General features: G+C 47.0%; 12 protein-coding genes and 1 tRNA gene. 8 read left to right on the plus strand and 5 right to left on the minus strand.

Annotated elements, in window-relative coordinates; all coding sequences use genetic code 11:
• Window positions 1–418: 418 nt before the first annotated feature.
• A complete protein-coding gene (locus ACP2WE_RS10555; protein ID WP_425215516.1) occupies window positions 419–607 on the minus strand; it encodes a hypothetical protein in 189 nt (62 codons plus the stop codon).
• 44 nt (window positions 608–651) lie between these two features.
• Here ACP2WE_RS10555 and ACP2WE_RS10560 point away from each other — a divergent pair, with 44 nt between their 5' ends.
• Window positions 652–1,152 carry a hypothetical protein gene (locus ACP2WE_RS10560; protein WP_425215517.1) on the plus strand — a complete coding sequence of 167 codons (501 nt, stop codon included), beginning with the start codon at window positions 652–654 and terminating at the stop codon, window positions 1,150–1,152.
• A 114-nt stretch (window positions 1,153–1,266) separates the two neighbouring features.
• Complete coding sequence (locus ACP2WE_RS10565) at window positions 1,267–2,454, plus strand: DUF4336 domain-containing protein (protein WP_425215578.1); 1,188 nt, start codon at window positions 1,267–1,269, stop codon at window positions 2,452–2,454.
• A gap of 102 nt (window positions 2,455–2,556) precedes the next feature.
• On the opposite strand, the gene ACP2WE_RS10570 is transcribed toward ACP2WE_RS10565, so the two are convergent.
• Window positions 2,557–4,137 (minus strand): NAD(P)H-hydrate dehydratase, encoded by a 1,581-nt coding sequence (locus ACP2WE_RS10570; protein WP_425215518.1) that lies wholly within the window; start codon window positions 4,135–4,137, stop codon window positions 2,557–2,559.
• Window positions 4,138–4,182: 45 nt separating this feature from the next.
• On the opposite strand from ACP2WE_RS10570, the gene ACP2WE_RS10575 reads away from it, so the two are divergent.
• A tRNA-Arg gene (locus ACP2WE_RS10575) sits at window positions 4,183–4,256 on the plus strand.
• Between the two features lie 174 nt (window positions 4,257–4,430).
• Here ACP2WE_RS10575 and ACP2WE_RS10580 read toward each other — a convergent pair.
• Window positions 4,431–4,796, minus strand: a complete 366-nt coding sequence (locus ACP2WE_RS10580) for a transporter (RefSeq protein WP_425215519.1) — start codon at window positions 4,794–4,796, stop codon at window positions 4,431–4,433.
• 82 nt (window positions 4,797–4,878) lie between these two features.
• Complete coding sequence (locus ACP2WE_RS10585; protein WP_425215520.1) at window positions 4,879–6,411, minus strand: tetratricopeptide repeat protein; 1,533 nt, start codon at window positions 6,409–6,411, stop codon at window positions 4,879–4,881.
• Window positions 6,412–6,681: 270 nt separating this feature from the next.
• On the opposite strand from ACP2WE_RS10585, the gene ACP2WE_RS10590 reads away from it, so the two are divergent.
• From ACP2WE_RS10590 to ACP2WE_RS10600, 3 genes are all read left to right on the plus strand, one after another.
• On the plus strand, window positions 6,682–7,257 hold the full coding sequence (locus ACP2WE_RS10590) for a Uma2 family endonuclease (protein ID WP_425215521.1): 576 nt from the start codon (window positions 6,682–6,684) through the stop codon (window positions 7,255–7,257).
• A gap of 60 nt (window positions 7,258–7,317) precedes the next feature.
• Window positions 7,318–8,574, plus strand: coding sequence for a glycosyltransferase family 2 protein (locus tag ACP2WE_RS10595; RefSeq protein ID WP_425215522.1), 1,257 nt, complete (start codon window positions 7,318–7,320; stop codon window positions 8,572–8,574).
• A gap of 65 nt (window positions 8,575–8,639) precedes the next feature.
• Entirely contained in the window at window positions 8,640–9,623 is a 984-nt protein-coding gene (locus ACP2WE_RS10600; RefSeq protein ID WP_425215523.1) for a 4-hydroxyphenylpyruvate dioxygenase family protein, read from the plus strand.
• A gap of 407 nt (window positions 9,624–10,030) precedes the next feature.
• Here the strand turns inward: ACP2WE_RS10600 and ACP2WE_RS10605 are convergent, their stop codons facing one another.
• Window positions 10,031–10,687: a response regulator gene (locus tag ACP2WE_RS10605; protein ID WP_425215524.1), complete on the minus strand. Its 657-nt coding sequence runs from the start codon at window positions 10,685–10,687 to the stop codon at window positions 10,031–10,033.
• 219 nt (window positions 10,688–10,906) lie between these two features.
• Between ACP2WE_RS10605 and ACP2WE_RS10610 the strand changes: the two genes are divergently transcribed.
• A complete protein-coding gene (locus tag ACP2WE_RS10610; RefSeq protein WP_425215525.1) occupies window positions 10,907–11,320 on the plus strand; it encodes a response regulator in 414 nt (137 codons plus the stop codon).
• A 156-nt stretch (window positions 11,321–11,476) separates the two neighbouring features.
• Window positions 11,477–12,319 (plus strand): ABC transporter permease, encoded by an 843-nt coding sequence (locus tag ACP2WE_RS10615; protein WP_425215526.1) that lies wholly within the window; start codon window positions 11,477–11,479, stop codon window positions 12,317–12,319.
• The last annotated feature ends 18 nt before the right edge of the window (window positions 12,320–12,337 follow it).

Below are 12,337 nucleotides of genomic sequence, written 5' to 3' on the forward strand. Positions count from 1 at the left end.
GTTGACATTGAGGGCAAGCAAAGCTGTTACATGGCAGTTACCAAATGCTTCAGCTTTTTGCACGAACGATTAATTTCTTTTTTAGATATTCAGATGATTGAATTCCCAAATCAAAATTATTGGTTCGATAAAAATAAAAAAAAGATAGTCCTTGCTTCGTGCGATCGAGCCCCCACTCATCCACACTCAATATAACTGAAGAATTGCGATTAACTGACTTTAGCTCAATTTACTTCATAAAAAAGCAAAGTGTAAGTGTAGTTTTCCCACTGTATGGGTAAGATTTACCCCTCCCCAGCCCTACAATGAAGGAAAATGGATTACCTATCTTCCTCCAGTAGGGTGAATTAAAAGGGGGAAGTCCGATTTGCCTGTTTACAGGTATCCTATTTCGCATCCAAAGTAAACCACAGACTCTTCACATTCCTTTGATATGCCCGTAAATTATGTGCTGATGGAATTGATAGATTAATTTTGCTGATTCTGGTACGCGATCGTTATGAAGCAAAACGCGATCGGGTAGGTAGTACTTCCGAAATATGGGAGAATCTGCTGTGAGCCAAAAACTTGAGTTTTTGGCGTTTTTGACAAGGTTGCAAGATTCCAATTGACCGTCATACGCAGCATTATATAATCTCTCCCCAAAACCCTATGAGCCTAGAGACGTTATTTACCGAGTACCGCATCCCGATTATCTTTCTCATGCTCGCCACCCCTTGGCTTACCTATCTGATTTGCTACGCTATTCCAGGGAAAAAAGAGGAGCCCTTTGTCTTGAGTGCCAACCTCTGGCTCTCGGTTTTGAGTATGCTCACACTGGCAGGGTATCTAACCTATGCAACCCATACAAAGGGATGGGAAATGATTGTCAAACAAGCCGATGCATTTTTGCTATTTATACCACCCTATCATCTGATTACATCGCTGTGGCTATCCAAGCAACGCCTTCCCTTAATTGAGATTCCCGCCTTTCGCACCCTACAGGGCTTGATCGTCATGGCAGGTGTTTATATGGTTTTGGCATGGATCGCCTCCGCCACTCGAATCTATATCATTGTATTTTCTTTCCTTCCATTCCCCATGTTTTTGGGATTCCTCGCACTCTTGGTAGGCATTGGCTATTTAGGATATCGCCGCACATTTGGTACGTAAGCGGTTAACAAGGCATTTCATCAAGCAGCTAACAAAATTAATTACAGAATTTGGCTGAAAGCGATTTGAGCTTTACAATGGGCTTTGCGATGGTTACTCATAACCTGATTAATGATGCAAGCACAAACAACTCCCCCACGCGACTTTTCATGGGCTTTTTGGCATATTGTCCCGCTTTACCCATATGGTAAGCGGCGCACAATTCGTCAAGAAGCGATCGCCAATGCCGTTTGGACATTCGATCAACTGCAAGGCATCTTTTATGTGGTCGTACCGATCCGAATGACGGTAGTTAAACTCGATCGCGGTGGGTTGTTGGTTTATGCCCCTGTTGCCCCAACGACTGAGTGTATTCGTCTCGTCAAAGAATTGGTCGCCGAACATGGCGATGTTAAATACATTATCTTGCCAACTGCTTCTGGGCTGGAGCATAAAGTCTTTGTCGGCCCTTTTGCGAGGTGCTTTCCCAATGCCCAGGTATTTGTTGCCCCCGATCAATGGAGCTTTCCGCTCAATTTGCCTTTAAGTTGGCTGGGTTTACCGCCCAAGCGCACGCAGGTACTGCCTCAAGACAGCCGTCAAGCTCCCTTTGCCGATCAGTTTGACTATGCGATTCTAGATTCCATCCATCTCGGGTTAGGAAAATTCACAGAAGTTGCTTTTTTTGATAAGCGATCGCGGACTTTATTGGTGACCGATATGGTGATTTCCATTCCTCAAGATCCGCCCGCGATCGTGCAAGTCGATCCGTACCCCTTATTATTTCATGCCAAAGATCGCGCCTCCGATCTCGTGGAAGATACGCAGGCAAATCGTCGCAAGGGATGGCAGCGCATCGCTTTATTTGCTATGTACTTCCGTTCCAGTGTCTTAGATGTGATGCCCTGGGGGGAAGCATTTCGCGATGCAGCTCAAGCCAGCGATCGCTCTAAAAAAGCTTATTTCGGACTATTTCCCTTTCAATGGAAACCCAATTGGCAACAGGCATTTGAGGCACTACGCGGCAATGGAAGATTATTGGTTGCACCCATTCTCCAAACCTTAATTCTCAATCGCGCACCAAAAGAAACGCTCGATTGGGCCGATCGGGTCGCAAGTTGGAACTTTCAACAAATTATTCCCTGTCATTTTGACGCTCCGATCGCCGCTTCTCCGCAACAGTTTCGCCAAGCCTTTGCTTTTTTAGAAAAGCAGGCTTCTGCCCATACATTTTTTCCCCAAGAAGATGTGCAGCTTTTGAGAGAAATCGATCGAAGCCTACACAAGCGCGGCATCTTACCTCCTGTAAAAGAGAAGGTGTGAGAATTCTTCGCCACCTCATGGAACGTTAGTTCGCGATCGGAAAATCTGTTGTGAATAATTACCTTGCTACGCAAGGCTTTGAAAAAAGCTAATCGCTGAATGCTAACCGCTTCTCTCAGCGAGAAAGGATAAGAGATTTTGTGCCAATGCGAGCGGATCGACACCCATCTCGGTGCGTTGTTTAGCTAGCCAAATCGCTGTTTGTGAATGCCAGACAGTTCCCGCGATCGCGGCATTTCCACCAGTCATGCCCTGCGCTAATAACCCACCTATTACACCTGCTAACACATCACCACTGCCACCTCTCGCCAGTGCAGGCGTACTTTCAGGATTCACCCAAGTTTGTTGGTGTTCTGAACCCTCTAGAGAACTGGTTGCCAACCGATCGCAGAAACTAATCGCGGTTCTCGCGCCCTTGAGTAAGATCGTCGCTCCTGTTTGGCTTACAGCTCTTTGCACTGCCGTCAGGCGATCTTCAAGTTTTAGCTCGGGAAATAATCGACCAAACTCTCCCCAATGCGGTGTGAGAATTGTTGCTTGAGAACGTACTTTCAGATGCTCTATTCCTAAGCTTGCTAATAAAGTTAATCCATCAGCATCTAGGACTAATGGACAGGGTGCTCTGAGAACTCGATCGACGATCGCTTTGGTTTCCAAAGACAAGCCACAACCGCAGGCGATCGCTTGATATTTTTGCAGATCCAGTTCGGGTAAGCCTGCGATCGCCCCCGTATCGGTCTCAGGGCAACCCATTACCAGTGCATCGGGTACCTGTGCCAGTACCATCGACCTGAGAGATTCGGGAACGGCAATCGTCAACATTCCCACGCCGCTTGCTTTTGCGCCTAGAGCCGCCAACAGAGCCGCCCCGCCATAGGTTTGCGAACCTACGATTAATAGAAGATGCCCGACTTGGTATTTGTGCGTCGTAATGGCACGAGGAATTGGCAAGCATGAGGATGCTGGATTCCCCCTAGAAGATTGGGATGGATGGCGAAATATTTGCTTTGGGTCGATGCGCCACTCAGCATGAGCATCTCCCAGAACTTGACGCACCATGGATTCAGGAATATCAAAATCAAGGCGATCGACTTGACCGAAATAGGAAAGGGTCGATTCGGCAAACAGTCCGCGCTTCCATAGACCTAAACAGAGGGTATGGGTCGCTCGAATCGCCACCCCCATCACAGCCCCCGTATCGGTATGGATGCCTGAAGGCAGATCGATACTGAGGATAGGAATCCCCCAAGTATTTACCTTATCGATAATTCCTGCGAGTTCTCCTTCGATATTGCGTTCCAAACCAAAGCCAAACAGACCATCCACAATTAGATCGCAGGTTTTTAGCTCCTCCAAATCGACAAATGGGATGCCTAGACTCTGGGCATAGCAGCGGTGTACGCGGGTGAGCGGTTTGTGCTTTGTGAGGGTTGAATAAATTTTGACTTCGCGCCCCCGATGCCAAAGTTCTCTGGCAACAACTAAGGCATCCCCACCATTGTGTCCCGAGCCTACCAAGATGCCTACTCGTCGATAGGCAGCGATCGGATAAATTTCTGCGAGACGTTGGGCGATCAGACCTGCCACTTTTTCCATCAAAGCCGCTACTGGCATCCCTGCTGCAAACATCAGCGACTCGATCGCCCGCATCCGATCCGCCGTAACAATAACTTGGTTTAGCATGAAACGATTGTCAAAATCTCATTTTGATATACGATAGTAAGCTGTGGGCTAGTAGCTCAGTTGTATAGAGCAATCGCCTTCTAAGCGATCGGTCACAGGTTAGAGTCCTGTCTAGCCCGTTTTTAGCGCCTACAAAGCATTGGGGTGACTCATATTATCGCCCCTAGCAGTAGTTGAGCATGATTGAGGATCTCGTACGAGATCCTTTCCTTTCTCCGCATTGAGTGTAGGGGCAATTCATGAATTGCCCCTACACTCAAGTCATTTAGGATGGCTATATTTTCACTTTGGGTTTAGCTCAGTAAAACCATCAAAACACCTACCACAATCACCACCACACCCATAAAACGGATAAGCGGTAAAGGTTCTTGAAATATTAATGCCCCACCTAAGGTAATAATCACGTAGGAAATTGAGATCGTCGGAGCTGCAATGGATAGCTTGGTGCGAGATAGCACAATGATGTACCCGACCGCAGAGAGTCCATACATCGAAATACCTGCCCATAAATAGGGCTGGAGTGCCATAGAAATCAGTTTTTCACCGACATTCCCCATGCCTACCTGTCCGAGTGCTAAAGCACCCGCCTTAAGTAAAAACTGACCCACAATGCTTAACAGTAGGGAGACAACTTGAATCAGTAACGTGTCAAGAGACATGAAGTTTGTATTGGTTACATCTGTTTAATAAAACCCATCTAATTTAATTTGCCTAGTTAAATCTAAGCTAGTTAAATCTAAGCTAGTTAAATCCCAGTCGGCGAAACGCCAAGCGGCGATTTTGCCATACTTCAGGTTCTTCGGGTTCAATCTGAATTGCCTTATCATAGCAAGCGATCGCCTCTTCTAGCTGCCCCAAGGCACTATGGGCATTGCCCCGACAGTACCAAGCATAATGATCGTCCGACTTAATCTCTAAAGCTTGATTGAAACTAGCGATCGCGTCTTCATAGAGGTCTAAATTGCTCAAAGCTAGACCGCGATTGTTCCAAGCATAGTAATCATCAGGGCGAATGGCTAAGGCGCGATCGTAGCTGGCGATCGCTTCGGAATATTCCCCTAAACTGTCTAGGGCTTTGGCGCGCCAATACCAGAGTTGATGATCCTCTGGTTTAAATTCCAAGGCGCGATCGTAGCTTTTGATCGCCTCAACATACCTACCCATCGACTCGAGGGCATAGCCGCGACTAAACCATCCTTGGATGTAGCTGGGCTGAATGGCTAGGGCTTTGTCACAGTTGCTAATCGCCTCTTCATACTGCCCCAAGTCATTGAGTAAGGCTCCTTTGCTGGCAAAGGCAGGATGATAATCAGGCTTGAGGTTGAGGGCGCGGTTAAACGCCGCGATCGCTTCTTCGTAACGTCCCAACATACTCAAAGAAGTACCGAGGTTATAGTGGGCTGGATGAAAATCATCTTTGTGACTGAGCGCTTGATTGTAGTTAGAGATCGCTTCTTGATGTTTCCCGAGCAGATCTAGCGCTACGCCGCGATTGTACCAAGCCAGATGCGAGTGGGGACTGATTTCCAGCGCAAGGTCGCAGTTCGCGATCGCTTCAGCATAACGATTGTCTGCGGCTAGCAAACCTCCCTGTTCCAGTAATAGCTCGACTCTGCGCTCGGACTTAAAGGGCTGGGCGGCAATTAATTTTTGCAATTCTTGAAACTTGCGATCGCGCTCTTCGGACGTCATGCTCAAAAAGGTCTGGTAGCGATCTTCTAAAGAGCGGCGCAGTACTTCTTGTCGCAGCAACTCCATATCTGTCGGGAATTCGAACACCTCAACAGATTCGTCAAAGAAAGACGGCATCCTTCCAACAAAATATTTGAGGGCAAACAAGGGGAGTAAAAATATAAAGCAGAAATTAAAGTCTTGCTGTAATTTGCTTTGGAGCAGTCCTAAATTTGCTAGCGGTCTGGGAACAGAGTCTAATTCTTGTTGTAGGCTCAAATCTAGATTTAACAGTTGGGTATGGCTAACCAAAAACTCTTCAATACCTGTGACAAATAGAAGATCGGGGTGATTTTGACTGGCAAAATTAGCGATCGCGCTGCTAAAGTCTTCTGGAGATTGCTGAAGGTGCAGGACTTGAACATTTTTCTGCTCAATATCATGTTGAGTCCTGAAAATAATTTGATCTGCTTCAGTCGGAGAGCATCTGACAAAAACAAAATCGAACCCATTTTTTGCTTTGAGAGACTTTAATAATGCCCGATATTCAGTCTCTGGGTTTTTAGCTGCGTCCTTATCCCAAGTAATTATCGCCTTTCTCATGCTTCCAGTTTGGTCAAGAGCGTTTAAGGCATCATATCAAATCCTTTCTCTTTCTTGCTTTTTTATGGTAATTCCTGACATATTCCAGATATATAAAAGCCCTAAACCAATTGTGAATTCTATGGGATTCGTGAAATTCCAATGGCATGGAAGAGATCGGATTAGGAATGCATAGATTCGCAGTCTAATCGTAAAAGTCGATTAAAATGAATCCTAATCCTGCCTAAATCACCAGACTATTCCACAGGTTGAAACCTAGGTTTATTTCCTATGAACTCCCTAACCGTTAGTTTAGACTCTGTACTCGAAATCACTGACGAGCAGTTTTTTCAACTCTGCCAAAAAAATAGCGATCTAAGGTTTGAGCGCAATGCTCAAGGAGACATCACCATCATGGCACCAGAAGGCGGCGATACAGGGATGCATAGCCTATCTCTAGGCGCAGATTTGGTAATTTGGAACCGCCGTAAAAAGCTAGGTGTTGCCTTTGGTTCCTCTACTGGGTTTAAGCTCCCCAATGGTGCAAATCGATCGCCTGATGCTGCTTGGCTCGTAAAAGAACGGTGGGAGGCACTGACCCCAGAACAACGAGAAAAATTTCCGCCGATCTGTCCAGACTTTGTCATTGAGCTGATGTCACCGAGCGACAGCCTCAAGACCACGCAAGCCAAAATGCAAGAATATCAAGATAACGGAACTAGATTGGGATGGTTAATTAACCGCAAGGATCGGCAAGTCGAAATCTATCGGGTTGGCAAGGAAGTCGAGATCCTGCGATCGCCAATTTCGCTCTCAGGGGAAGATGTCTTGCCCGAATTTGTTTTAAATCTGGAATCAATTTGGTAAAACCCTAAAATTACGGATTGCCAGTGGGCTAGCATTTAGTTTGTCACGACTAAATTTTTAATGCCTACCATCGTTATTTTTCATCTGTTGTTCTGTTGTTTGCTTTTGGCATCTACGATCGCCATTACCGAATTTAGTCGTCGTTTGTTTCGTTCTGTAACGGCTGCGCCCAAATTAGCTATTCCCGAAGCTAAAACGAATTCTTTTATATCTGATGCAGCCCCATCGATCGCGGTGGTAATTCCAGCCTATAACGAAGAAATTAATCTTCGCAGTTGTGTAGAGGCGGTTTTACAAAGCCAGTTAAAAGCCTCCCAAACCTTAGATGTCTGGATTGCCGATGATGAGTCGAGCGATCGCACGGGAGAGATCGCGCAGCAACTAGTCAGCGAAGATCCGCGCGTCCACCTGATTTCCGTTCCACCCCGTCCCACCGATCGCGTTTGGCGAGGCAAAAACTGGGCTTGTACTCAGGCAGCAGAGCGGGTTCAGAGCGAATATCTACTATTCATCGATGCGGATGTGCGGTTAGAACCCCAAGCGATCGCGGCAGCACTGCATGAAGCCCAAACCCATCAAACCGATCTGCTGAGCATTGCCCCAGAAATTATGTGTGGATGCCTTGCAGAGTGGCTAGTACAGCCCTTAATGATGAGCGTACTTGCCGTAGGGTTTAACTTTGACGCCGTGAATCAAGCCGACGATCCCACAGCCTTTGCGGCAGGGCCGTTTATGTTATTTCGTCGAGTGTCCTACGAAAAAATTGGTGGGCATCGCGCCGTGGCAGAGCAAATGGTTGAGGATGTAGAACTCGGTCGCCTCGTGAAGCAAAATAAACTGAAATTGCGCTATATCCTCGGTTTAGGTCTCGTCAAAGTCAGGATGTACCAAAATTTTGCCGCTTTGTGGGAAGGCTGGACGAAAAACTATTACATGGGAGCCAATAGAAATCTTGGTATGACGCTATATTCTGCCTTTGTGCTGAGTTTAGTTTACGTTGTGCCTTGGCTGGGGTTAATTTGGTTAGTCGTCAGCGCTCAGTTATCCGTCGTTAGTTATCGGTTATTGGAAATCGATCGCCAGTGGGTGCTGAATAGTTATTTAGCACTATGCCTGTTGACGACGATCGCGATCGCCTTGCAATATGTTTTCCGCAAGCGCAGTGTTAAGAGTTTTGGGCAGCCCTTGCGCTATTGGCTGTTAACGGGTGTAGGCGGGGCAATTGTTGTGGCGATCGCTTTGGTATCCATTATCAAAACTGAGACTGGCTGGGGCTGGACTTGGCGGGGGCGATCGCTGTCAACGCCGAAACCCTAAACTTCAACTTTCGGTCTAGAGGATAATAGGAGTAGATTTTATAATTTCTTTATTCTAAATGCCCCATGCTCATCGCTGAATCTAAGTCATGTCGAGATTTTCTTGGTGTCGATTGCGTACATTTCTATGTTGAGAATGTCGCTCGTTGGCGTAAGTGGTTTGAAGAATGCTTAGGATTTCAAACGGTGGGTACGGTGCGCGACCACGCCCACACTGAAATCTTGCAGCATGGCACAATCCAAATCAAACTTTCTGCGCCCCTGCGCTCTAGCAGTCCTGTTGCAAAGTTTTTGCAGCACCATCCTGCGGGTGTGGGTGAGATTGCATTTAGAGTCAAGCCCGATCCTTCGCAGGGATTTGCCAGTGAATCTTCCCGTGAATCTCTACAGTTATGGGGAGATGTGACGCATCATTTTGTGACGAGCGATTCATCTTTGGCATTGGGGAACGATCGCTCATTTCATCATTCCTCTGGACTTTCTACTGGAATTTCCACTGGGAATTCTACAGAGTCCCTATTCACACATATCGATCACTTGGTTCTCAACGTACCCGTGGGTGAAATGTGGAAGGCTGCCCATTGGTGCGAAAAGCATATGGGATTGCAGATCGGCGATCGCTTTCACATCCAAACCGATCGTTCGGCATTAAAAAGTATCGTGATGGAGAATTGCGATCGCACCATTAAAATTCCCATTAACGAACCCTCCACGCCAAACTCTCAAATCCAAGAATTCCTCGATTGCAATCGAGGCGCAGGCATTCAACACATTGCCCTGCATACCCATGATATTTTTCGGACGGTAGCAATCCTTAAATCGCGCGGAGTCAAGTTTTTGGAAACTTCACCTCCCATTCTTGTGGATGTACAGAATCAGGAGACGGGTCAAGCATTACTCCAAATTTTTACCCAGCCGATTTTTGACCAGCCCACCTTCTTTTTTGAGATCATCCAGCGTCAGAACCTTGCCCAAGGCTTTGGTGAAGGCAACTTTCAGGCTTTGTTTGAAGCGATCGAACGCGAACAGATAGAAAGGAAGAGCCTTTGATCGTCAGGAAGCAGAAAGAGTTGCCGCTATAGTTCCCATTCCAAAATCACCCAGAGTAATTCTTAGGAATAACGTCAGTTCGGGTTAGAAATTTACCTCTCCCTCCCAACCTCCCTCGCCTTTTAGGAGAGGGAGGAGCAAGATATTTTTCTTTTTCTTAGCCCCTCTCCTCGCAGGCTATGGTGTACACACAAGTCGTCAAACCTAATTAAATCAAAAGTATATTGCCCCCTAGCCCCCAATTCTGGGGGGACAAGAACTCTTAAAGTCCCCCAGAATTGGGGGATTTAGGGGGCTAGATCGATTGAGACGAAGACAGATTTACTTGTGTGTACACGGCAGCCTCACAGGAGAGGGGTTGGGGAGAGGTCATGGAGTAATTTCGATTCCCCGATCCCCAACTCAGGTTAGGAATAGGTTCCGTTCGCGTGCTCAAGGTAATAGATCGCGGCTTGGGTGCGACTCTGCAGATTGAGGCGATTGAGAATGCTGGTGATGTGATTTTTTACGGTCTTTTCAGTAATAAACAGTAACTCCGCGATCGCGCGGTTACTCGACCCTTGGGCAATCAGCTTGAGAATTTCATGCTCTCTGGGGGTAAGTTCGCTCCAGTCGAGTTCGGGTTTTGCGGCTGGCATGATGATTTTGGCGATCACTTTTTGACCTAGCCCAGGGCCTAAATGCATATATCCCTTACGCACTGCTTGAATCGCGATCGCCAGTTCGTCTGGGGGCGTATTTTTGAGCAAATACCCTGCTGCTCCCGCTTTGAGTGCCTTTGCCAAGTCGCGATCGTCGTCATCAACGGTCAGTACCAGCACTTTGGCATCGGGAACGCGATCGCAGATGGCGCGAGTAGCCTCAATCCCATCCATGATCGGCATGTGGATGTCCATCAATACAACATCGGGTTGCATCGCTTCCGCTTGGCGGACGGCATCTTCACCATTTTCTGCCTCACCCACCACATGGAAACTGCTGTCCACATCGAGAAGCATCGTCAGGGCACAACGGATCAGGCGTTGGTCGTCTACCAGTAAAATCCGAATCATAGCTGCGTCCATCTCCAGCAAATGCTCATAAGCTTAGCACCATAGGCTTTTTGCTCGTAGTGCATCCTTTCAGAATAGAGCAGCCTCGATGCGATCGCAAGAACGATTAGTCCTGACTTAGATCGGGACAAAAGTCCCAGACAGAATTGAGACGATAACCTCATGCGCTCCTTCGTTTCGCCCCCTAAGATTGGGCAATCGCCTTAAAGAAAGCATAGGAGGAAACCCAAGATGGATGTTAAAAAACTTGTTCTCGTTGTCGAAGATAGCCCTACCCAACGGGAAGCGATCGCTTCATTGCTGCGATCGCATGGCTTTGAGGTAATTTCAACCAGCAGTGGTGGTGAGGCATTGCAGTACCTGCATGAATTCTATTTTACCCCCGATCTGATCGTACTGGATGCGATCATGCCCTACCCCAATGGCTACGAGGTCTGTCGTCGGGTACGGCAGCACAAGCGTACCCAAGCGATTCCCATCCTTCTTTGCTCTTCGCAAAGTAGTGAGTCTAGTCGCTATTGGGGGCTAAAGAATGGAGCCGATGCCTATTTGGGCAAACCCTTCTACCCAGAAGAGTTTTTGACGACAGCGATCGATCTGCTATCCAAGGATGGGGCAACAAGCTACACCGAGAAATCCTCATAGGTCGAGCAAGGTAGCTTTGTCTGCTGCATCAGCGCGATCGCAACTAGGGATTAGCGCTCATTATGCAAATTTAAAGGTTTCTATGCTATAAATTGTCAGAAAAAACTGGGAATAATCAAGTAAAATACGCCCACTCAACGCACTGGCAATACCAATATGGTTAGACACAGGATCGCACCCCCAACGGAGATTGTCATTGAGGCAGGTCGAACTGAAAAACAATACTGGCAAGATCTATGGAATTATCGAGAACTATTTTACTTTCTGGCATGGCGTGACATTCTCGTACGTTACAAGCAAACAGCGATCGGCATTGCTTGGGCATTGATTCGTCCATTCCTGACGATGGTTGTGTTTTCGGTTGTATTTGGACAACTCGCAAAGCTCCCTTCCGAAGGTGCACCCTATCCCATTTTGGTGTTTGCCGCCCTATTGCCTTGGCAGTTTTTTGCCAATGCCCTGTCGGAAAGTAGTAACAGTTTAATCAGTAACGCCAATTTAATCTCTAAGGTTTACTTTCCTCGGCTCATCGTTCCTACGAGTACTGTGATTGTTAGCTTTGTTGATTTTCTGATTTCAGGCATGATTTTGCTAGCGCTGATGATTTGGTACAGTTTTATCCCCAGTTGGCGCATTTTCACACTGCCGCTGTTTGTGGCGATCGCCTTGGCAGCTTCTATGGGTGCAGGTTTATGGTTAGCAGCCCTAAATGTCAAATATCGAGACTTTCGCTATATCGTGCCGTTTATCGTGCAATTTGGTCTATATATTTCTCCTGTGGGTTTTAGTAGCAACATTGTGTCAGAGCAATGGCGATGGCTTTACTCGCTCAACCCGATGGTGGGTGTAATTGATGGCTTCCGCTGGGCAATTTTGGGCGGTGAAACGAAACTTCATCTCATGGGCTTTAGTCTGTCCTGTGGGTTTGTTTTCGTACTACTGATAACAGGCATCTGGTACTTCCGTAAAACCGAACGCACCTTTGCAGATGTGATTTAACAGAAAAATTCCAGAGGA

It is taken from the genome of Tumidithrix helvetica PCC 7403, assembly GCF_965232925.1.
Taxonomy (GTDB): Bacteria; Cyanobacteriota; Cyanobacteriia; order Pseudanabaenales; family Pseudanabaenaceae; genus Tumidithrix; species Tumidithrix helvetica.